Source organism: bacterium (genome assembly GCA_018812485.1).
Taxonomy (GTDB): Bacteria; JAHJDO01; JAHJDO01; order JAHJDO01; family JAHJDO01; genus JAHJDO01.
On record JAHJDO010000033.1, the window covers coordinates 42050 to 65290 of the forward strand.

A 23241-nucleotide genomic window follows, 5' to 3' on the forward strand; every position below is an offset into this window, starting at 1 on the left:
GAGCATCCGTTACAGTATAACTATAATATTACAGCCATTCGATAATTTTTTATTAATTTTTTTGTCATTAGATATCCGGTTTTGTAGTCATAACTACTTCTCTCAATTGTTCCATGAAATAGCGATAATTATCCCAACTAACATCAGATAAAACAAAATGATCCGGGCCAGGAATGTAGCGCCCCTTATGTATCAGCTCACGAGCCTTATCTATTTCAACATCAATTTCTCTCTTCCCTTTAGCCATGACATTCTTATCTAATCCTCCTATGACTCCAAGTTCAGGAAATCTATCCAAAACTCTACTAACATTATTTCCCGCCTGTACTTCGTAGGGGTAAAGGGTGGTCACACCACTCTCCAACATAAGTTCTGTAATATCCTCAATGTATCCGTCCGAATCGACTAAGATAATTTTGATTCCATGCTCCTTTGCAAAGCACGCGATCTTAAGATAATTTGGCTTCATAAATTTCCGGAACATCTCAGGAGAAATGAGAGAACCATTCTTTGAAGCCATATCTTCCCAGCACTCGATCAGATCAAAATCGACATCAGCTAGCATCTTGCTCCATATGGAAATAGCCATGTCTGTGTACGAGTCCATAATGTCATGGACAAGTTCAGGGTCATCATAGAAGGCATATGCAAGATTCACATCACCCATCATGTCGCGGGCAAAGCCGTATACACCCCTATGGGTCAACTGAAGTGGATAATCACGTGTGTGGAAGCGAGCAACATGTTCTGGCCAGTCCTTTGGAAATCGCTCCGGGTCTTCTGCCTGCAAATGACGTTCCTTTACTCGATACCAATCCTTTCGGTTCTTTACGGGCCATTCTATCGTCTGAGAATAATGGTTAGCACCCTTTTTAATGATCCTAACAGTACCGTCTCCACGGCTCTGAACTATCTGGGAATTATTTTCCTCTATTACTTTTACATCATCTAATTGAGAAGTTCTCATGTTTACACAAGTTCTCTGCCAACCACGATATTCTCCTTCAAACTGCAGAATTTCATCAATGCGTTCTGCAATGCCAGAGTATTCCTTTTCCCATCCAGACACAATGGCGTTTGTGCCTCCAAAAACCTTAATAAAAGGCACACGATCTACTTCTTGACCTGTTAATGTTTTTACAAAACGTTCCCGATGATTCATAAGACTAGTTATAGGTTTATCTCTACAATGTATTTCTGATATTCGGTTTTGGGAGATAATTTCAAGATTCCATTTTCTACTGGGCATAGAAATTTCCTCGGCTCTCCCTCCTCGTTATAAGCGGTAACTTTTATTTCTCGACCGGGTTGATAGTTAGATAAAACAGCTTTAAGATTCAAGCTCAGTTCATAACATCCTCTCTGAGGACCGGGGTCAACACCAACACAATCCCTATTTAAGACTTCAGGCACATAATCAAGCTTCATTCTCAAATCACCCACAGGTATTATCTCTATCATATTTTCATTTTTCTTAATCAATACAGAACCTTTTATCGAACCAAGATTGGGAAATTTAATAAGATTATCTCTTGTATCAATATATATATACTCGGGCGAGTCAACATAATCTATTTTATGGCCATCGACAAGCGCAGAATATTCTAATATTTCACCTTTTTTGCCGGCTACAAAACCTGCTTCCGGCAATGAATATTCTCTCCCAAAGAGAGTTACTTTCCACTGTTCTTTCGAGCCATAATTTATATACATCTCAAGGCCATTCTTATACCGAATATGAAGGCGACTTTCTTTATAGATGTCTTTGGCTATAGCTTCGCTGGTTGAGTAAAAATTCTTGCCGTCACTGTACTCTATACTCTCTACCTGATCTGCAATGTAATATTTCTGCAACTGCTGAAACATGCAATAATATTTTATTCTGGCGGAAAATTCCCATGGAGTTGCAAGCAAGGGAATCATTCCTTGATGGCCATATGCTATCGTTGCGGTAATATATTTATCAAAATATATGTCCCGGCCTTTATTATCCACAAAAATATCATCAGCTCCTTCTCCCCATCCCTTACCAAAAAAAAGCCCCGCAAAAGATGCCATGCCAATTCCAAATTGTAATGGATGAAGCTTCAAAAGGTCAAAATCAACAAGAAGCGGTTCTTCAAATGGCTTTTCAGGGAAAAATATGGTCGCAAAATCTCCGTCTGTTAAGCCGGCAAACATCCAGCGCATTCTTCCCTCACTAACTACAATACCTATGTTCTTTTTTGCTTCCAGGAAAAGCTCTCCCCATGAATTAAATATGGCTTTCATCATCGCTGCATCCGGGACTCTAGCATCGTAATCAATAAAATAACTGGGATTTATATTTGTATGAATATCAAAGTAGCAGATGCCAGTATGAAATTTTCTCCCTACAATCTTTGTGAGCTTTTTTGAAAGTAAATAATCATAAGGTGGTCTTACATTGTAATTACATTGCCAATGGTAATTTAGCTTCATAGAACCATCCTGATTACGTGCAATAATATCTTCATTCCAATATTTACTATTTGTGCCGATCTCTGTATAACCTAAAAACATTCCGAATATATAACCAAGGCTTCGAACATATTCAGAGTATTCCGACATTCTTTTATCACCATAATCTGGTCTTACAGTATCACAAAAAAATCCACACCTATTAGGAATTTCTTCGAAGCTCATCCATTGTTCACCATGATGCCATGTCATTATATGGTCTAAACCGTACTTCTTTAAAGTCCCCCAGTATCCCGGTCTCGATGCTCCCCCACCAGTCCAGTTACACACATATTTACTGGCAAGTTCAAGATATGGGGAAGGGGGGTTTGGTATATTAGGCAATACCTCTTGAAAATCAGGAGACACCGTAATAAACAAACGTTCAGCCAGATTATTATAACTACCATCGGTTTTTCTTTGATAACGCGTCCCTCCACTATAAATCGCTTCGTTATCTGAAATTAACTTGCTATCTCCATATAAAACAGAGCAATTTGAATTGTACCAATCGATTAAAGAAAGCACAAATAGTCCATCACCATAGACAACATGTGGGCCAGCAGCATACCTGCAATCCTGGCCGCTAATACCTAAATAGGGGACCTTTATTAACCTTAGATTATTTAGTCCTTTGACACGACCGACTTTAAACTCAATAGCTTTCCCGGAATCAGACTTAACATCTGCTATGAGTGATTTTCCTTTTATTTGCAAGGATAATGTATGTTGAATAACCTCATCTCCTATTTTCCACGCCCATTTGGTATACAATATTTCATTATCTAAAATTTGAGAAATTAATCTTGCTTTTATTTCCTCATTACCAGGGGCAATATCAGCGAACTGCTTTCCTATTACTATGCCACCTTCTAAGTTAGTATTAAAAGGTTTCTTATCTTTCCATGATACTTGAATATCTGACAAGGTCCCGTCTTTAGGAGCATATAGATATACCAGCCTGCCGTCATCACCCTCATAAATAAATTTATAGACTAGTTCTTCCTGCTCTACCTTATTTATATACCTTTTTGCGCAACCGGGTAAAATAGTATCCTCAGTCGTCGGGAATTTTCCACTCTTAACCAATTTGGGAATATCTAGTTTAGATTTTTCTTTATAAAATGACAATGAATCCAGATAGACTGTTTTTTTTAATGAACCTTTCTGCTGAGATTCCCCTCCTGTTCTTACAATAATACTAGTCAATTTTGCAGGGAAATCAATCTCCCCATTTTTATCTCCATCCCAGCTTTTAAATGTTTTGCCGCCTCCTTCTCCTCTCCATCTATGAGGCAAATACATTTTATGATATAAACGCCAATTTTCTCCAATTAAAGGGCTCATAATTACGTTATGAAATTCATTCCCTGCATCCTGCACAATTATTTCGATTTCCCCTTCCTTTCCATAATTTTTAGACAATTTCGAATAAACCCAAATTTCAACTGAATCAAAGCTATCCTGAATAGGTATAGGATGAGGAGGCAACAACTCAACATAACCACAATACTTCTCAAAAGTAATCTTACAAACAGAATTATCCCATATTCTTACCTCCCGAGAACGCCCAGCTCCTGCCTTTGCTCCATTATGGCAGAGGATCTTCCAACCTTCAAGATCTTCAAAATCCACAAGCTCTTTGTGCGAAGATACGTTTCTGCCTGCGGTAATAATATCATAAGGCCTCTCTCCTACATCCTCAGACTTACTTATTTTATTTTCAACAAAATCATTTTTATTTTTATTATTCGATCTTACCAATAGCGGACTAAAACTCCGAGCTTTTTTCGATATCATTACTTCATCAATAATACCATCAAACATTTGCATGCCTTTATATAATGACCCTATGTATAAATCCTGATCTGTTTCTTGTAATGTACGTATCTGGGCTAGTTGTCTTACGACTTCACCATTTTTATAAAGAGTGATATTTGTCCCATCAACCGTAGCCGCTACATGGGCCCATTCTCCAGCATTAATTATCGGCTTACCTATTGTGTGCTTACCTATTGAAAACACTTCCTGACTCTTACCCTCTTTGCCAAACATATAAAAGTCAAGTTTTCCATCCCAAATAGAAAGGCTATAATTAACTGTCTTTACCATGCAACTTCCATGATTTAATATATAATGACGGCCAGAGACATCATTTGGTTTTATCCAGGCTTCAACTGTCAGTTCTCCTGTGAGATCTAATGCATCATGATCATTTACCTTTATATATCCCTTACTATCTGGTTTAAACTCAATTGCTTTTCCAAACTTACCTTCTATCCATACGGGTTTTGGATTACCTTCCCAATGTCCATTTAGATTATTTGTTCCCGAATCTAGAATCTTGCTACCATTTCCCTCATCAAAGTGCCATAGAGCTACAGTATCCTTATCTGCTTTTGGAGCCTCTAATAATGGCATATCCTGAGCAAACACTAGATTAATATTAAAAACTACTGTTAAAACAATAATGCCAATCCCTCTAAAAACTACATTCCTTTTCTTCATAATCTCTCCTTCCAAATTTTTCCATATTTCAATTTATAACCATTTCTCCCGCACTATGACTGATGCCTGTAAAAATTCTTTAATATCAGCGTATTTTTCTACTGATACCTCTAACATAAAAACCCCATCATATCCTATATCCTGTAATGTTTTTATCACCTCCTCCCAGTTAATATTTCCCTCTCCAGGCATTAAATGAGAATCTTTTTGACCATCATTGTCGTGTACATGTAAAGCAAATACTCTGTCATTGCAAGAGTTCATTATTTCTTTTGTATATCCACACATATTTGTATGCCCGATATCTACGAGTACACCGAAACAGTCAGAGTCAAATGTATCTAATAACTCACGGATTTCTTCTATAGTATCTCCCAGATATGTTCTGTTTTCAGTACGTGGAGGCATTGTCTCAATAGCAACTTTAATATCTTTTGCCTCGCAGTACGTTATAATAGTTTCCAGACTCTTTTTGCAGTTCTCAAACCGTCTATCTCTGTTTTCTGCGATAGGAAAGGGAGTAGATAGATGAAAGGTAAGCATTGGCCTATCAAAATCCAAAAAAATGTCAACCCAGCTTTTTAAATGATTAATGGCATCCTTTCTTTGCACATTATCTATAGATGAAATATCTATTTTGTTTTCATATCCTGTCGCATGTATATGTGTTATTTTTACACCATGCTCTTTTAGTCTTGTTTTTAAACTAGTCATGTATCCATTATCTGTGTAGTAGCAATGTGGCAGCACCCTTTTTCCTATCTCTATATTTTTTATCCCATATTTAGCGACTAGTGGAATGCTATCTAGAAGGTCATTGTTCCACCACCATGCAGAGACACCAAATTTAAATATTTCTTTATCCATATTAGAACTTTTTAGTTTCAAAGTTACACTAGTGCTTTATCTTTCATAAGGTTATCCCGGAGTAAGTTAACATCAAGTTTTAAAGGTATTAGGTGGTTTTTTATACATAGACTAGCTGCTGTACCTGCTGCCTGCCCCATTGCCATACATACTGGCATAACTCTATATGAACCCATAGCTTCATATGTGCCTGAAATACATCTACCAGCTACAATGAGATTTTCTACTTTTTGAGGTATAAGAGAACGATAAGGTATTGTATAATAGGTGCCCTTTTTCAAAAAATGGTATTCAATCCCTTGCCCTTGAGGATTATGAATGTCTATGGGATATGCACATCTAGCTATAGCATCCTTGAAATGTCTAGCTTTCAAAAAATCATCCTTAGTTAACGTGTACTCTCCTCTGATTCTGCGTGTCTCTCTTATCCCCAGATTTACAGCCATATCTATAATATAGCTATTCCTAAAACCAGGTACATATTTGCGATAAAAATTGGCTATAAATAGGTTTTGATTTCTGGCCAACAAATAGGATTGAGTTAAAGAATCGTTATCTATACCATCCACACGGACTCTTGAAATATTTATAAATACTTGTCCTTTAATAGGAAGTTTGGAGACACCAGATTGAAATCTTAAGTTTTCAGCATTTTGAACAGGAAATTCTCCTCTTGCCAGAGCTTCTTTATATAACTGTTGAAATTTTTCCCATGAGACAGCTTTGTATTCATCAAAGTTTACATTGCCCATCCTAAAACAAAGCGTTCCCGCCTGTAACAATTTTCTATTTTGGGACCAACCCTTTCGGCATGGAACACCACTTAAAAAAGCAACATCTGCATCACCTGTAGCATCTATGAATATTTTTCCCTTAATAGCCTGAAAGCCTGATTTGTTCCAAACTATTATAGTGTCTATAGTTGATTCTTTTACTATTGCCTTACAAAAGACCGATTGGAACTTTTTGATAACTTCTGTTTCATTCAGTAATTTAAGAAGAACAGTTTGTAACATTTCTTTGTCAAAGGAAAGACCTACATCCTTTCTAAAATCACCCAACAAACCTCCAACTTGTCTCATGCGATTAACAATTTCTAAAGGAATCCCACCTATAACAAGATTGCCTTTGTTATCGTTGTATTGAAGAAAAAGTTGAACACCACCAACTGTTGCCATTCCACCAACAATTGCATATCGTTCAACCAAAACTACTTTAATCCCATTCCTGGCAGCAGCTATAGCTGCTGCGCACCCGGCTGGGCCACCACCTATTACCACGACGTCTGTGTTTAACACCACGGGAACTCTAGTATTCAAAGACACCAATTTATGACCTTTTTTTATGGAATAACCCACCAGCTACTCTCCGTATCTTCCTGAGTGTACCAATCAACGTGACCGTCGAAGAAAAGGAAATTTGCTCCATTGTTATGAACATAACTAACCTGACTACTATTGGCCATTCGATAGCGTGCAGCTCCTGCAGCCTCAAATCCTCCATCACTCACTGCAACTTTATCGCTGGGAATACTAATCCGGCCTAACCTAAACTGCTGATTTTGATTGGGCGAACAATCTGCATTACCGAGATAGGCATTGTAGGCATAATTGACATTGTATGTTCCGAAAGCTCCAAGGTCCTTATTGCTTTGACAAAATAACAATGATGGTACATTCTTTAGGTCTACCTTCACTCCGTACGGCTCTAAGCATCTATACCAGGTTGCACCAGACCAAGCCATTGGTACATAGTCATCCCAGTCTGATGCGTACATTATGAGCATCTGATGAACTTGTCTTAGATTACTGATGCATTTTGCACGTCTTGCCATCTCTCTTGCCTTGCTAAGTGCCGGGAGCAGCATACTGGCAAGCAAGCCGATAACTGCAATCACGACCAGGAGTTCTAAAAGCGTAAATCCGACACATCCAAACTTATCCCTCACCCATTTCATCATAATTTGTTCCCTCCTCTTTCTTTCGGAGACAATTATAGCATATAACGGACAACCTTAGTACAAAAGTGGTTTGTAATTTCTTGCATATTTTTTTATTAAAGTAGACTCTCGAACTACTAACTTAGTGTCAAGGGTAATATTTTCTGGCAGACTATCTTTATCTCCTCCCATACGCTTTAATAATAACTCGGCAGCAAGTCGACCTTGCTCATACTTGGGCTGATTTACTGTGGTAAGAGGAGGATTCAAAAGAGCCGCCACGTATATGTCGTCAAATCCAACCAGAGCTATATCCTTAGGTATTTCTTTCCCTCTCTCTTTTATAGCTATCATCGCACCTATAGCTATTACATCATTAGCAGTAAAAATAGCTGTTGGTGGTGCCTTCATTCTTAAAAATTTTTCTATTCCTCTATAACCACTCTCTTGAGTAAACCCATTCTCTAAAATAAGTTTTCTGTCTACTAATAAATTATGTTCAATTAAGGCTTTTCTATACCCTTCTTCTCGCTTTCTGCCAGTTATTATCTCAGACGTACCATTAATAAATCCTATCCGATTATGACCTAGTTCAATAAGATGAGAAGTAGCTACATAAGCACCTTCTAAGTCGTTAACAAAAATACGGTCTAATAGCAATCCATTTTCCTCTCGTTGGACTAAGACAATAGGGATATTTTCTTTCATAATTTCGTTAAGAACTTGAGTGGTTTTTTCATCCTCTTTCATCTCTGCACATATAAATATTATTCCATCTAATCGTCTTGACAAGAAAGTCCTTAGTATACTTTTCTCTTCTTCTGGATCATTGTAGCTATTACCTAAAATAATGTGATAAGCACTTTCTTTTACTCTGTCATAAACACCCTTAATAACAGGCGGATAGAAAAAATTAGAAATGTCAGAAATTAAAACTCCTATAATATGAGTCTTCTTTGTTATCAAAACTTGAGCAGTATAATCAGGAATATAATTTAGTTTCTTAGCTGCCCTTTCTATGCGACAGCGCGTATCTTTCTTTATATATCCTTTATTATTAAGACAGCGAGAAACTGTGCCACGAGAAACTTTTGCTTCTTTTGCTACATCGTAAATAGTTATCATATTCTATGAAATCGATTTTCTTATTTAGGGCTATTACACTGCATTTAATAAAAAAATAGCATATCTCTGAGATATTGTCAAGTATAAAATCGTTTTCATAAATATTAATACCAGCCATAATGCGAAAGTACTTCTTCAGCTTCTTTTTGAGATGAACAACGGGTGGAAATTAATAGGCCTTCTGGAGAAAGATTCTCCAGAACAAAATCAATTTCATGTGGTTCACATAAAACCATAATTGCCTTCTTTTTAGCCTGCATTTTCTTATAAATTGGTATCCACTTAACAATACCCTCTTTTCTAAATCCAGCTCCAGGAACCCACTCAATTGCATTAAGCCTTGTAATTTCAAGAAGCATATCCAGATGTTTCAAAGCATCTGGTCCATCAAGATGATAGACCGAATAATCCAGATAATTGATTTCGTTTAGTATTTCTTCTAAGAAAAACTCTTCATACATCTTGGTAGAAATAAGACATGTAAAATCGTTTTGAACAGGATACATCTTTCCTGGGGCCCAAATATCTATCCAAGAACATATTCCCTTTTGTTTCTCTCTTATAATCTGATAGCTTTCCTCATAAACTTTATGCCATGAGTTCCATAAAAGTTTCATAGCCTTTTTGACTCCATCAGGATTATCAATTAAATCTATACATAATTTCTCGGGGCCTCCCCTTAAAACTGCTAATGAATCCATACCAGCATGAAGGTCCGTTATGCCAACAAGGTAATTCCCATGGGAGCGTTCCAGAGCATAGGATGTAAACTCTTTTGTTTTCTGCCAATAGAAATTATCTTCTTTAATCTCAAGACCAGACAAATCAGAATAATCCTTTAGAACTGGCCTGTTCCAGTTTATCCAAGAAACAGGTTGATTAGAACCAAGTGGAGAAAATTCCAGGGTTGCACCCATATAAGCAGAGAAAACATCAGGACCAAAGTTTGTCCAATATTGGGGAAAAGCCAACCCGCCATAAAAGGTGTTTTGAATTTTTCGCTCTGCAAGTTTAATAACCTTCTCTTTATTAAGTCTATCTTTTGGACTTCCAATATACGTTTCATCTTGTTGATGCTTCTCGCGTGGAGCTTTTACCTCAAGAGCTGCTTTATCCAGAACCTCACAGTTCCACCACGCTATGTAATATTTTTTTATCTTTTCAAAATCTTTATTTATCATTTAAATCCCAATATTCTTAAACTGAGTCAAATATTTTTTGTTCTTACGAAGCATCTCGCTTACCATTTTTTTAATTTCTGCTAATGATAGGACAGCAGCTGTCAGCGGGTCATAGGCAATTGCCTGAAATAACAGTTTTGGGTCTCCGGTAAGTATCGCCTCAACAGCCATTTCTTCAACAGCAATACTTATATTGTTCAGTGCAGCAAGCTGTGGAGGAAGTTTGCCGACATGTACAGGATTAAAACCCCTTCTGTCCGCAAAAACAGGTACTTCTACACATGCCTCAGGCGGCAGATTGCTGATAATCCCGCTATTCGGGACATTGCCGTTAAACTGAAACGGCTCTCCACCCATATAGGCATTGATGATAGATGCAGCGTATTCGTGCCCTCTTTCCAGCTTAGCATGTTTTTTAAACCACTTTTCAACCTCATTCTTCCAGTTTTTTTCTCTTATCAGATAATGTTTCACCAAATATGCATATTCACCCGGATTCCAGCCTGTACCGTTAATACAATATTTCTTGATAAGATCCTGTCTTTTGCGAAACCACCAGTTATATTCGGAGTTATGTCCGCTGGATTCTGTAACGTAGTAATCGAGGTGCAGAAACATTTCATTGCGCACGATTTCTTCGTTATATATTTCCTTGTTTTTTGTTACTGCTTTGCGAATAAGAGGATATGCGTCTTTGCCGTCTTTTTTAAATTCAAGATACCATGCCTGATGGTTTATTCCCCCACAAAGATAGGTGATTTTTTCCATAGAGGTATTTATCCACTTTGCCAGCATCAGGGCTGTTCCCTGAACGCTATGACATAATCCTGTAACCTTGATAAATGTATTGGCTTGCATGGCTCTGCATAGCATTGCCATGGGATTTGTGTAGTTAAGTAAGATTGCATCAGGACAGAGACGCTCCATATCTTTACAAATATCAAGCATAGTCGGAATTGTGCGAGCTGCTCTGAAAATGCCGGATGGACCGCGTGTATCTCCTATGTTTATATCCACTCCATATTTCTTGGGAATCTCAATATCATGCCTCCAGATATCCACTCCGCCAGCCAAAATTGTACACAGTACCGCATCCGCGTTCCTTAAGGCTTTTTTCCTGTCCATAGTTGCTATAAGTTTTGCTGGATATTTTCCCGCGTCTATTATGCGTTGTACAGCTTTTCTGGCAAAGTCCAGGCGTTCCTTATCAATATCCATTAAAACCAATGTGGAATCCTTAAGGATAGGGAATGTTAAAATATCTCTTACCAGACCGCGTGTAAATCCAAGACTTCCTGCCCCAATAAAAACTATTCTTGCCATGCCACAACTCCTCTTTTATTATTATAGAATAATTATGATATTTCCTGTATAATAGAATATAATAAGTGGCTATGATCGTAAATAGTAAAGTTGTGATAAATAATAGCATTTTCGTGATATGGAAAATGATGGGTTAATGAATAACCAATTATTATGCCGTCTTCTTTTTACGGGGCGTGCGATTCAGTCAACCACCCGTTATGACTGGCATGGATTAAAGAGAAGAGATCAACCATGCTGTATCATGCAGTATACGATCTCAGGGAAAGGGCTTTATGAGGATCCAATCGGCTCATTTTCTGTCCCAACAGAACATGCAATGTTATTATCCGTTCCCGAAGAGCATAGGTACCGGTTCCCTGGAGGGAAAATACCATGGGAATTTATATGGATTGCGTTTACAGGAGAATGTGCACACAAGATATGGAATTCTATAAGAGAAAAATTCGGTTCTATAGTTTATTTCCCAAAAACAAGTGACCCGATAAAGATTTTATACAATATACACGAAAAATACCAGAAGCACCGTATTTTTAATAGATACACTTCTTCAGAGCTTGTTTACCAGCTTCTAATGTCAGTATTAAGGTTCTTGAACGAGCCGTCTGTTCGGAAAAGTCAGAAAATGGCTATCAATAATGCAGCAGGCTTTATAGCAGAACATTATATGGAACCGATTGGTGTGGAACAGATAGCAGCACGTTTTGATTATTCAAGAGAACATTTCAGTCGTATATTCAAGAAATATTGTGGGATTTCTCCTTTTGAGTATCTTCAAAAAAACAGGATTCAGGAGGCGATTTATTTATTAAGAACAGGCACATTAAGTGTTAAAGAGATTGCGAAAAAAGCTGGTTTTGATTCAGCAAGTTACTTCTGCAGAGTCTTTAGAAAAACTATCAGAATTTCCCCTGCCCAATATCGCAGGCAGAAGAATTTTATTATATCAGATATTTAAAATATCTTTTATTTTATCCAGAGAAAGGTTGTCTGTTTTAACAATCTTTGCATTCTCACCTCTTGGTCCCCAGATATTTGGATCTGTCTTGCTAAAAAGCGCTACTGTTTTAATGCCAACTGCTGCAGCAAGATGAGTAATGCCTGAATCATTTCCTATGTACCAGTTACATCTGGCAATTAATGAAGCTAGGTTAACCAGTTCAATATGTTTAGCAATAACAAACTTTTCATCAAGCAGAAGGTTTTTGCATTCTCCTATAATTTGTTCATCTGCCTCTCCACAGATAATTAAAACTTTACCATGTTTATCCATCCACCAGTTTATTACGTTTGCAAAGTTCTGAACATCCCAGCATTTTTTTAGAGAACCACTACCAGGATGAACAGCTAACACTTTATCCACCAATTTATTATCAGCAAAAAAACTGTTTGCCCAGTCCTTGTGTTCATCTTTTAAGAATATTTGTGGACGATTAATATCAATTTTTATTCCGAGGTTTTTTACAGGGATTAATAGATAATCTATGATATGCTGTTTTGTTTGAGTATCAGGAAAAGACGCATGAAAAATAATTTTCTTTTTGTTCACTCTTTCTAAATTTTCCTGAAAGATGCCCTCTTTATCAGGGAGGTAGGATAATATCAAATCAAAAGATTTAAAATAATCTTTCATTATGCTAACGTTACCTCCCTGCAGGAAAAATTGACTTATAGCAGCCTGATCTATAGAATATGCAGAATTTGCATAAAACTTATTTTCTACCAGTTTAAAAAATCTGAGATGCGTCATTACTTCAATATAGGAGTTTGAGTAGCATTTTCGGAGAGCATATATGGCAGGTAAAGTCAATATAAAATCCCCAATCCCTCCGCCTCTTATGATGAGGATACGGTCAGAATTCATATTTTTTAACCGTCTTTTCTCCAAACCCTCTTCAATAAATCGGCAAAAGAAGTAATTATTTCTCTTGCATCTTCTTTTATAAGGAAATTTGGGTCTCCACCTGCTATAGATTCCCAACCTGTTCCTATTAGGAAGTCTTTATACTTTGAGACGATAGTATTTGTTTTTGCATCCTTTAATTTTATTTCCAGCAAAATTTTTGTTTTGCCAAAACCCAGAAAACCAAGATGAGATCTCCATGACTGGTTTCCATAATCAACTGTGAAATTGGATGTAACTTTTAACACATCAGGTTTGTTTAGCACATTTTTATCGTATGTAACACGTTTGAAAAGACCGGCTCTCTCAAAAACTATACCAATTTGGCCTTTTATATATTTCTGAATTATTTGATCGTCTGCTGTTAGGTTTTTACCGTTTTTTTCTGGCCTCTGTATATATGCTATTTCATAATTTTTAAGCTTAACGCGTGGATTTATATAGAATTTTGCATCTGGCTTATAGGAATTTCTGATGAGACATCTTTGCGTGGAACATCCAGAGATAAATACGGCAGGCAATAAAAGACACAGACAAAGAAGAAAAATCCTAAATCTGAAATTTATCATTTTATTTTAACCAGTACTCTCCTTGTTCTTGGTCCATCAAATTCGCAGAAATAGATAGATTGCCATGTCCCAAGCACAAGGTGCCCATTATCTACAAAAACTGTTTTGTTGCAGCCTACCATACTTGACTTTATATGAGCTGGAGAATTGCCCTCCATATGGTGATATTTGCCTTCATAAGGGACACATCTGTCCAGCCCGTATTCTAGATCCCTCAGAACATCTGGATCAGCTCCCTCGTTTATAGTAACACCAGCTGTAGTATGAGGAATAAATATATGACAGAGCCCACTACTTATTCCAGATTCTTTAACTTTATTTTCAATATCTGAAGTGATATTAATAAATTCCTCTCTTTTATGGCTCTTAACAGACAATTCAAAAATCATAAAATCAACATAACACACAAGTAATTGTTTTTGCAAATTCTTTGCAGCATTGGTAGAATTGCGAATATGGATACAGTCTTAAGTTCCTTAAATCCTGCTCAAAAAGAAGCTGTTATATATCATAATGCTCCGCTTCTTATACTGGCTGGGGCCGGCAGCGGCAAGACACGCGTACTGACTCATAGGATTGCATACTTTATTAAGAAAGGTGTAAGTCCCTCTACCATGATAGCAGTAACATTTACAAATAAGGCTGCAGAGGAGATGCGGAAACGTATCAGCTCTCTTGTATCCGAATCTTTTAAAAGGGAACTGTGGATAGGCACATTCCACTCTGTTTGTCTTAGAATTCTGAAGAGCGAAAAGATAGTGCCGGATTTCATAATATATGATGAAGCAGACCAAACTAATCTCATAAAGGAATGCATTAAAAGATTGAATTTAAGCGATAAACAATTTCGACCTAAAGTCGTTCTGGAAAAGATAAGCAGAGCAAAGGATGCACTTCTTGATATTGATGAATACAGCGAATTTTGCGGGAATTTTTATGAGAAAAAAGTTGCTGATATTTACAAAGAATATCAAATACGCCTTAAAGAAATAAAAGCACTTGATTTTGGGGATCTTATAATGAACACAGTTAAGATATTTAATGACTTTCCTGATATTCTGGATAAGTATCGTGGTAAATTCAGGCATATTTTTGTTGATGAATATCAGGATACAAACCATGCTCAATATGAACTAATTCGGCTTCTTGCTGTTGGATGCGCAAGTATATCTGTTGTAGGAGATCCTGATCAATCAATATATAAATGGCGAGGAGCAGATATTTCTAATATCATGAATTTTGAAAGGGATTTTGCAGGAGCTAAGATAATAAAGCTTGAGGAGAATTATCGTTCAACACAGGCAATTTTATCTGCAGCAAATAGTGTGATTAAAAATAACACAAATAGAAAAGAAAAAAGTTTGTGGACTCGTAATCTTGAAGGAGCTAATCCAATATATTATCAAGCGTATGATGAAATCGAAGAAGCGAAGTTTATCTCAGAACAAATAAAAAATTTGCTTATAAACAATAAAACCTATAAGAATATTGCAATATTCTATCGTGTACATGCATTATCAAGACTGCTTGAAGATAGTTTTAGACGCGAAGGGATACCATATAAGATAGTGGGAGGAGTAAGATTTTATGATAGAAAAGAAGTTAAGGATATACTTGGATATTTGAGAGTAATTTCAAGCCCGGACGATTTGGTCAATATAAGAAGAATTATCAATCTGCCTCCAAGAGGTATTGGAGATACAACGTTAAAAAAGCTGGAGAAGTCTGCGAAAGAAAAGAAGCTACCCCTATTCAGCATCTTGGATAAGATTGCTAACGTTTCTGATTTAACTTCAGGAACAAAGAACAAGATAAAATTTTTTGCGAATATTATTAAAAAATATCAGACTTTTAAAGGAAGTATCACTAAAATGGCAAAAGATCTAATAGCAGAGATAAATTATACAGGTTATCTTCATAGTACAGACCCAGGCACTGCACATGAAAGAGAGGAGAACGTCTTTGGAGTTGTTTCTGCAATTGCAGAATATGAGGAAAAAGCACAGAATCCACTGCTTAGAGATTTTTTAGATCAGGTTGCACTTTTCTCTAATGTTGATAACTGGGATTCTGAAAGTAATGCAATTACATTAATGACTGTTCATGGCGCTAAAGGATTGGAATTTCCAGTTTGTTTTATGGCAGGTATGGAAGAGGATATTTTCCCGCACATAAATTCCTCTATTGAGATAAGTGACCTTGAAGAAGAAAGACGTCTTTGCTATGTAGGTATGACAAGAGCAAAGGAAAAGCTGTATCTCTCGTCAGCTTTAAGAAGAAGGCTTCATGGCACATGGAGAAATACCATAACGTCAAGATTTATAGATGAAATTCCCGATAGTTTATTGTTTAAGACGTATAAAAGAACTGAGTTAAATAATTCCATAGACAATAGTCTAAGATATGAAAGCTTAGAGGATGATGCGTGTGCATACAAGGTTGGACAGAGAATTATACATCCAAAATGGGGACAGGGGACAGTTGTCAGTAAAACAGGGCATGGAGATAGGACAAAGCTTACAGTTCATTTCTGGAAGGAAAATATTAGAAAAACCTTATTAGTTAAATATGCGAATTTGAGGAATATGTAGTTTTATTCTTCAAACTCCAGGATGTTATAATCTTCGTAAAGATTGAACGCCTGTCTGGAAAGTTTTGCACTGCTCGATAATTCTTTATCTTCCAGATATACTGAATAGTCATATCTGCATAATGCAAAAAGCCACTTATCACCAGCTTTTGGATTTTTATCTATAGTTTCTCTAAATGCGTCGAAAGGAATTGCCACCTCAGCTGTCCAGCCTGCATCTTTATCCTTCCAGGTATTCAATGTCCCATAGACTCGAACCGCACTCTTTAGTCCTGACTCATAAGATTTTGTCCCATCACAAAAAGGTCTGCCCCTGCTCGGATAAAATATATCCAATAAGATATTCTTAGGACTCAGTTCAAACTCGTACAGATGACGCTTGTCTTTACTTGGCTTGAGAAATATTTCTAACACATCTTCACTCCATAGATTACCGTCATGTTCTTCTATCGTTGCCCAGATATCTTTATCCTTTGCTTCTAATGCAACATACAGGTTGTTTTTGTCCCATAATAGCATGCCGCTTGTTGGGAAAAACGGCTTATTATAAGTCTGCTTCTCATCTCCTTTGTTTAAATGATAAAATCTGATTTTTTTTGCTTTTTCCCAGCAGAGCTCATTAAAAACTCCATCCAGTTTTATTGTCTCATCGGTATAATGACATATATACTTTCGGACATATTTCTCGGCCTCAGGTTCCGAATCCTGCTTAAAGAAACTCCATCCTGTAAGAAAACAAGACAAGGTAAGGATTAATGACGTTATTAACATTTTTCTTTTCATCTGACAAACCTCCTTATATTTTCCCTTGCATTTTAGTAGTTACTTTCTATTTTTGCAATTTATTTTCTCATAAATCTCCAAGATACGCTTTGCATTGTGTTTCCAGGTATAGTAATTTACTATTTTTCGTCTTGCATTAGAACCTAATTTTCCCCTAAGAATAGTATTTTTAGCAAGTTTTATAATATTGGTCAGGAGTTCTTCTTTATCCTCAGGCTTGATTAATAATATTTCTTTTTCATTTTCAAAGAATCTATTCATTTGGCCTTGTGCCGGGGCAATAGTAGGTTTAGCCATTGCCATATATTCAAAAATTTTAACGGGAGAGCTGTAAATACTCATATTGGGAAGAACTGTTATATCCATTGCTGCAATATATGTGGGTATATCGTTATGTGAAACAGCGCCAGTAAAAGTAACAATATTCTCTAATTTGTTACTTTTAACAAATTTTTTTAATTTGTGTTCTTCGAATCCCTCTCCGACTATAAGGAAGTGAATATCTGGTATTTGCTGTTTGCATTTTGCTGCTACATCAAGAAGTAGAGAGAGACCCTGCCTTTTGCTGAGACTTCCAACAAATCCCACAATTTGTTTTTTCTCAAGTTTGTATTTTTTTCTAATGGGAATCCCGGATATCTTCGGATTGAATTTTTCGGAATCTACACCATCAGGGACTTCAAAAACCTTGTTTTTATCTACCCCTTTTCTGATAACATAGTCTCTAAGATTATCTGTCGTTATAATTATTGCCCCAGCGCTTCTGAATATATTATTTTCTACGTATCTGGCTAAAGGTCTGAAATTCAATCTCCGCTTAGGACCCCGCAAAAGCGCTGCATTAACCTCTAACATAAATGGTATGTTAAATTTTTGAGCTAACTTCATGCCTGCGCTTCCATAAAGCTCATATCGTTCATAGATTAAATCTGGCTTTGCATTGTTAAATAGGATCATGGCTTTTTTGTAGAGCTTGCCGCTCGTAATTGCCATTCTTAGATCAGAACCCAATTTCTTTGATGTAAATGGGGATACTTCGTGAATCGCATATTGCCCATTTTCATGGTTTTCTGCGCCCTTATTTGTTGCGATTACAGATACTTCGTGATTTAATTTAATTAGCGCATTAATAACTTCGCGTATATGAATAGAAGCCCCCTTTACTCCCATTATTGGAATTTGGCTGTCTTCACAGAGGTATGCTATTTTCATATAATCAGAACCTGTTTATTTGAAACCTGCCTTCATCTATCATTCGAGCAAGTTTTTTCTTCACTAAATACTTTATCCATTTTCTCGTAACAGGGATTATGGCTACTAATCCAATAAAGTCTGTAATTAAGCCGGGGGTGAGCAAGAGAAGTCCTCCTGCTAGTATCATTATTCCATCCAGAATTTCTTCCTTTGGCATAATACCAACAGAAAGCTGATTTTGAACCTCTCTAATTACTGCTAATCCCTGCCATCTTGCAAGTGAAGCGCCAAAAATACCCGTTGTAACAACAATTAAAATTGTATTTAAGAGGCCAATGTGACGGCCGATTTTTATTAGCAGAACCAGCTCTGTCATTGGAAGAAGCGTAAAGAGCAAAAGCAGGTAAAAGAACATAGCTAGTTAGAACAGCAATTCATTTTTTATAGCTTTTAAAGTATTCATCTCTGACATAGTTGCGGATTTTCAGGCGGTCTTCATACAGAACAGATATAAATTCTATTCCGCATACATCTCTTTTTAAGTCTATCCACACAACTCTGCCAACAGTGTTAATCTCTTCCTTATTTTCGCCATGAATTGAAATTATTAGTTTCAACTCCGTTCCTTCTTTTATGTTTGCCTTTAAAAGTTCTTTTAAATCCTCGTCTTCCAGGCATAGTCCTCCTTCACAGATATCTTTTGTATGCCCATTATATTCTAATTCAACAGAATCTAACAGGCCATATTGAACAGGAAGTTCTTTATCAAGCTTGACAATCCCGTATTTTACACTAAACGCTTTCTCAAGCCTGACATACCTTCTTTTGTCTTCATGTCTCCGTTTCCTGAAAAACATATCACTACTCCCTTTTATTTGGATTACCACTATTAAGTGTAAAAATCATACAAATTCTCTGTTTTTTCAACCATTCTGTCAATACTAAAGTTTAACACTCTTTTCTCTGCTTCTTCTCCCATCTTTTTTGCCAGTTCTTGATTATTAATCAGATTGAGACTATATAAAGCCAGGTCTTCAGGAGATTGAGGCGGGATGATAAATCCTGTTTCTCCATGTTTTACAACTTCACTATTACCTCCAACGTCTGTTACAACAACAGGTTTTCCAGCAGCCATGGATTCTAGAATTGTTATTGAGAATCCCTCTCTTAAAGAAGTCAGAACAGATATATCTGACATTGCAAGAATTTGTGGAATGTCCTCTCTCAAACCTGCAAATATTACATTTTTGCTAATCTCCAAATCCTCTGACATACTTCTTAACTGCTTCTTCAGTGGGCCATCACCTACAATTAAAAATTTTACATTTAGGTTTTTCTTTCCTATTATTTGGGCTGCTTTTAAAAAGCAAACGTGTCCTTTCTGTTGATGCAAGCGTCCTATTGTAGTTATAACTTTATCATCTGATTTTATCCCAAATTCTTCCCTTTTTTTGTTTATATTCACATAAGTTTGAAATTTTGGAATATCAACTCCATTATAAATTGTAATAATTTTATCTTCAGATATTCCTATTTTTTTAACATAAAAATCTTTGACTGCCTCAGACACAGCAATAATTTTATTTGTAATTCCTGCTAATACTCTGTCACTCAATCTCTGAGGAAATTTCTTCCATGAATCAATATTGTGTTCATTAGCTATTATTACTGGTACTACTGCTAATTTGGCAGCTATTCTTCCTGCAAGGTTTGCTCTATATAGATGAGTATGTACAATATCTATTTTCATCCTTCTGATAAGAGCAGCAAGTCTTACTATTCCTCCTATATATCTTCCATCAAAATCTAGTCGTGCTCTCATTCTAAATTTTATAATAGGGATACCTAAAGATTCTATATCATTTGCCAATTTATCTCGTCTAAAAAGACAACATACATAAACTTTATATTTTGTTTTATCTAATCTTGGAAGTACGGATGTCAGTGTTCTTTCAACGCCACCCATTTCAAGAGAAGGGACTATGCGGAGAATTCTAACTAGCTTTTTCATAGCAGCGTTATTGTATAGACAAGTACTAATTTGGTCAAGCTAAGTGACAAACTGAAGCGAAAATGGGTATCGATAAAAGAATGCAGTGCGAAATTTAAGAAGAGGTTTTTATTTCATCAATAAATCGAGAAAGAGCGGTTTCTGTTTCCTTATCGTTTGAGATAAATTGTATCCCAATATTGTAATCTTCTTTTTTCTGTAAGCGCCAGACTGTCTGTCCATTTATTTCTAAATATTTTTTGACATCCAACAAAGGAATTCTCACTTTAAGTTTTATATCTTCTTTTATTCTGGAGTCGTTTGTATCCTTATGCTTTGGTAGCGTTATACAGATCCCGCCAAGACTTATATCTTTTGTATAGCCATAGTATACAATCAGATGTTTTTCTGAATCTTTTTGCAATCTTAACTCAACGGCTTCACCAACAGCATATCGCGGATATTTCCTTCGCTCTTGTTCTATGTGTTTATTCATATCGCTTCTTTCCGCAGGAGGTTTTTCCTCCATAGCAATTAGTTTTATTATGTCTTCTGAAGACGTAGCATTCATCAAAGCATCCCTGAAAGCTTTATTTCTAAGAAGGCGGGATATTCTGGCTAGAGTTTTCAAGTGCGGACAAATTTCTCTGCTTGGAGAAATGATCATAAAGAAAAGATTTACAGGCTCATTATCGATTGCATCAAAACTTATGCCTTTTTTTGATCTTCCAAAAACGATAATTTTTTCTTTAATAGAAGATGTTTCTGCATGCGGAATAGCAACCCCATTTCCTATTGCAGTGCTGCCGCGCGCTTCTCTCTCTAAAACGGCTTTATGCAGTGCATTTTCTGAATTGGCAAGCCCCTTTTTTATGATTGGAGATATTAACTCTTTGATTACGTCTTCTTTTTTATCAGACAAGAGATCAAGAAGAACTAACTCTTTTCGCATGAAATCAGAAAGACTCATCCGTTCTCCAGCTTTCTTGTGTCACGTATGTATTCTAATTTTATAAGAAGATATAAACAATGGGGATTCTGCGGGTGGATAATGGGTATATAAAATACCCGCTAAATGGTTTGGAGGAAGGAAGTTAAGTTGATATCTTTTTTGTGTATTCCCATTTTGCGTCTGATATTTTTGCGGTGTTTTTCAACTGTCTGGTAAGAAATATTTAAAAGCCCGGAAATCTCTTTACTTGTGAGCTTGCCCTTTATCATATTGCAGATTTCAATTTCCCTGGGAGTTAGATTAAGTCTTTTCCCTCTTATTTTACGGCCAAACGAAGACACCAATTCCCCTAAATGGTTTTTTAATAAATCAACATATTTACCGGCAGTCTTCTCTAATTCAAGCTTTTCTAAAATTGGAAACAATAATTCACTTACATTAGCCGCTATATTATCTTTCATCTTTTTCTTTTCCACTTCAATCTGCGCTATGATTTCGCTGAGCGCAATGTTTTTTTGCTCCAAAGCCGATTTTTGTCTCTGCAATTTTGCTGCCGTCTCTTTCAACATCTTCTCTGTCCTCTTACGCTCGGTGATGTCCCAAGAAATACCCAATAGCCCAACGATGTTGTCCCGTTCATCCCTAGCAGGACACTTGACTGTGTATTCAATGAATTCTTTTTCATTTATGACACGTTTATCTTCTATTTCTTCTGTTTTTCCGGATTTGATAATCCTTTCATCATCTGCTCTATATTTCTCAGCCAGTTCCTTTGGAAAGAAATCATAATCTGTTTTTCCTGCGATTTCTTCACGCCTGATTTTTTTGTCTCGTACAAAGCTTTCGTTACAAGAGACAAAAACCAAATTGCTGTCCAATAAAAATACCTTCTGAGGAAGATTCTCAAGAAGTGTTTTGTACTTGTTTTTACTATTACGCAGCTCCTCCTCTGTGAGTTTGCGTTCAGTGATTTCCTTTTCAAGTTCTGCTGTACGACTATCGACCATGTCTTCCAGATGATCGCGGTACTTTTTTAATTCCTTCTCTATCCTCTTGCGCCCTGTAATATCTCTGACTGTCGCCTGCAGGAAAGTTTTTTCTCCGATACTTATTCTTGTCAGCAAAACGGTGGAAAAGAAGTCCTCGCCATTCAGCTTTTTGTGCGTCCACTCAAAAAAGTTTGATCCTTTTTCCATTGCTATGTTAATCATTTTTTTTGCTTTACTTATGGAGGATTGTCCGTCCGGCTGAAACTCTGGAGAGTACTTCCACGGAGGCGCAGAAACAAACGTTTCTTCATCTTTCACGCCGAACAGTTCAAGCGTGGCAGCATTTCCTGAAGTAAAATTCCAGGACGGCGGAGCAAGTGTCATTATTGCGTCACGTGAAGTTTCAAATAAGAGCCGATATCTTTCCTCACTTTCATCCAATTGCTTTCTCGTCTTCCTTTGCTTGCTAATATCCCAGAAGATACCCAATATTCCTACGATATTGCCTCCTTTATCATCCCTAACAGGTGTTTTGATTGTATGAACAAATACTTTTCGTCCATCCAGAAGATACTCTTCTTCAATATCTTCTGCTATTCCGGATTTTATAATTCTTTTATCGTCTATCCTGTATTTTTCGGCTAATTTCTTAGAGTAAAAATCGTGATCCGTCTTTCCGACGATTTCTGAAACTTTAATCTTTAAGTCCCTGGCATAATTCTCGTTGCAGTAGATATAAACTGAGTTTTTATCTTTAAGAAATATTTTTTGCGGAAGATTCTCAAGGAGCGTTCTATACATGTTTTCGCTTTCCTGCAGAGCTTTCTCCGCACTTTTTAATTTGGATATA

Annotated in this window: 20 protein-coding genes; 2 read left to right on the forward strand and 18 right to left on the reverse strand. The window is 36.6% G+C overall.

Annotated elements, in window-relative coordinates:
- Window positions 1-67: 67 nt before the first annotated feature.
- From KKC91_02480 to melA, 8 genes are all read right to left on the reverse strand, one after another.
- Window positions 68-1249, reverse strand: a complete 1182-nt coding sequence (locus KKC91_02480; GenBank protein ID MBU0477417.1) for a hypothetical protein — start codon at window positions 1247-1249, stop codon at window positions 68-70.
- Window positions 1171-4986: a LamG domain-containing protein gene (locus KKC91_02485; GenBank protein MBU0477418.1), complete on the reverse strand. Its 3816-nt coding sequence runs from the start codon at window positions 4984-4986 to the stop codon at window positions 1171-1173. The genes KKC91_02480 and KKC91_02485 overlap by 79 nt, the downstream gene beginning before the upstream one ends.
- 33 nt (window positions 4987-5019) lie before the next feature.
- Complete coding sequence (locus tag KKC91_02490) at window positions 5020-5853, reverse strand: sugar phosphate isomerase/epimerase (protein ID MBU0477419.1); 834 nt, start codon at window positions 5851-5853, stop codon at window positions 5020-5022.
- A 23-nt stretch (window positions 5854-5876) separates the two neighbouring features.
- Entirely contained in the window at window positions 5877-7151 is a 1275-nt protein-coding gene (locus KKC91_02495) for an FAD-dependent oxidoreductase (protein MBU0477420.1), read from the reverse strand.
- A 44-nt stretch (window positions 7152-7195) separates the two neighbouring features.
- A complete protein-coding gene (locus tag KKC91_02500) occupies window positions 7196-7813 on the reverse strand; it encodes a prepilin-type N-terminal cleavage/methylation domain-containing protein (GenBank protein ID MBU0477421.1) in 618 nt (205 codons plus the stop codon).
- Window positions 7814-7867: 54 nt separating this feature from the next.
- Window positions 7868-8917 carry a LacI family transcriptional regulator gene (locus tag KKC91_02505; GenBank protein MBU0477422.1) on the reverse strand — a complete coding sequence of 350 codons (1050 nt, stop codon included), beginning with the start codon at window positions 8915-8917 and terminating at the stop codon, window positions 7868-7870.
- 104 nt (window positions 8918-9021) lie between these two features.
- Window positions 9022-10098 (reverse strand): hypothetical protein, encoded by a 1077-nt coding sequence (locus KKC91_02510; GenBank protein ID MBU0477423.1) that lies wholly within the window; start codon window positions 10096-10098, stop codon window positions 9022-9024.
- Window positions 10099-11421 carry an alpha-galactosidase gene (melA, locus tag KKC91_02515; protein MBU0477424.1) on the reverse strand — a complete coding sequence of 441 codons (1323 nt, stop codon included), beginning with the start codon at window positions 11419-11421 and terminating at the stop codon, window positions 10099-10101. It abuts the gene before it with no gap.
- Window positions 11422-11557: 136 nt separating this feature from the next.
- On the opposite strand from melA, the gene KKC91_02520 reads away from it, so the two are divergent.
- Window positions 11558-12379 (forward strand): AraC family transcriptional regulator, encoded by an 822-nt coding sequence (locus KKC91_02520; GenBank protein MBU0477425.1) that lies wholly within the window; start codon window positions 11558-11560, stop codon window positions 12377-12379.
- Here KKC91_02520 and KKC91_02525 read toward each other — a convergent pair.
- Genes KKC91_02525 through KKC91_02535 form a run of 3 tightly spaced genes read right to left on the reverse strand, consistent with a single transcriptional unit; the run spans window position 12368 to window position 14282 of the window.
- Window positions 12368-13285 (reverse strand): glycosyltransferase family 9 protein, encoded by a 918-nt coding sequence (locus tag KKC91_02525; GenBank protein MBU0477426.1) that lies wholly within the window; start codon window positions 13283-13285, stop codon window positions 12368-12370. The two genes, KKC91_02520 and KKC91_02525, sit on opposite strands and share 12 nt — an antisense overlap.
- A 5-nt stretch (window positions 13286-13290) precedes the next feature.
- Entirely contained in the window at window positions 13291-13893 is a 603-nt protein-coding gene (locus KKC91_02530) for a hypothetical protein (GenBank protein MBU0477427.1), read from the reverse strand.
- Entirely contained in the window at window positions 13890-14282 is a 393-nt protein-coding gene (locus KKC91_02535; GenBank protein ID MBU0477428.1) for a secondary thiamine-phosphate synthase enzyme YjbQ, read from the reverse strand. The genes KKC91_02530 and KKC91_02535 overlap by 4 nt, the downstream gene beginning before the upstream one ends.
- A gap of 66 nt (window positions 14283-14348) precedes the next feature.
- Between KKC91_02535 and KKC91_02540 the strand changes: the two genes are divergently transcribed.
- Window positions 14349-16484: a UvrD-helicase domain-containing protein gene (locus tag KKC91_02540; protein MBU0477429.1), complete on the forward strand. Its 2136-nt coding sequence runs from the start codon at window positions 14349-14351 to the stop codon at window positions 16482-16484.
- A gap of 2 nt (window positions 16485-16486) precedes the next feature.
- Here KKC91_02540 and KKC91_02545 read toward each other — a convergent pair whose 3' ends face one another.
- The 7 genes from KKC91_02545 to KKC91_02575 all read right to left on the reverse strand — a co-directional run bounded on the left by KKC91_02545 (window position 16487) and on the right by KKC91_02575 (window position 23192).
- Window positions 16487-17266: a carbohydrate-binding family 9-like protein gene (locus KKC91_02545; GenBank protein MBU0477430.1), complete on the reverse strand. Its 780-nt coding sequence runs from the start codon at window positions 17264-17266 to the stop codon at window positions 16487-16489.
- Between the two features lie 39 nt (window positions 17267-17305).
- The gene (locus KKC91_02550; protein ID MBU0477431.1) at window positions 17306-18478 is read right to left on the reverse strand and encodes a glycosyltransferase family 4 protein; all 1173 of its coding nucleotides are present in this window, start codon (window positions 18476-18478) and stop codon (window positions 17306-17308) included.
- A 4-nt stretch (window positions 18479-18482) separates the two neighbouring features.
- Window positions 18483-18875 (reverse strand): FxsA family protein, encoded by a 393-nt coding sequence (locus tag KKC91_02555; protein ID MBU0477432.1) that lies wholly within the window; start codon window positions 18873-18875, stop codon window positions 18483-18485.
- Window positions 18876-18894: 19 nt separating this feature from the next.
- Complete coding sequence (locus KKC91_02560) at window positions 18895-19317, reverse strand: PilZ domain-containing protein (protein MBU0477433.1); 423 nt, start codon at window positions 19315-19317, stop codon at window positions 18895-18897.
- Between the two features lie 32 nt (window positions 19318-19349).
- A complete protein-coding gene (locus tag KKC91_02565; protein MBU0477434.1) occupies window positions 19350-20471 on the reverse strand; it encodes a glycosyltransferase in 1122 nt (373 codons plus the stop codon).
- A 94-nt stretch (window positions 20472-20565) separates the two neighbouring features.
- Window positions 20566-21420, reverse strand: coding sequence for a fructose PTS transporter subunit IIA (locus KKC91_02570; protein ID MBU0477435.1), 855 nt, complete (start codon window positions 21418-21420; stop codon window positions 20566-20568).
- 101 nt (window positions 21421-21521) lie between these two features.
- Window positions 21522-23192 carry a PAS domain-containing protein gene (locus KKC91_02575; GenBank protein ID MBU0477436.1) on the reverse strand — a complete coding sequence of 557 codons (1671 nt, stop codon included), beginning with the start codon at window positions 23190-23192 and terminating at the stop codon, window positions 21522-21524.
- Window positions 23193-23241: the final 49 nt, after the last annotated feature.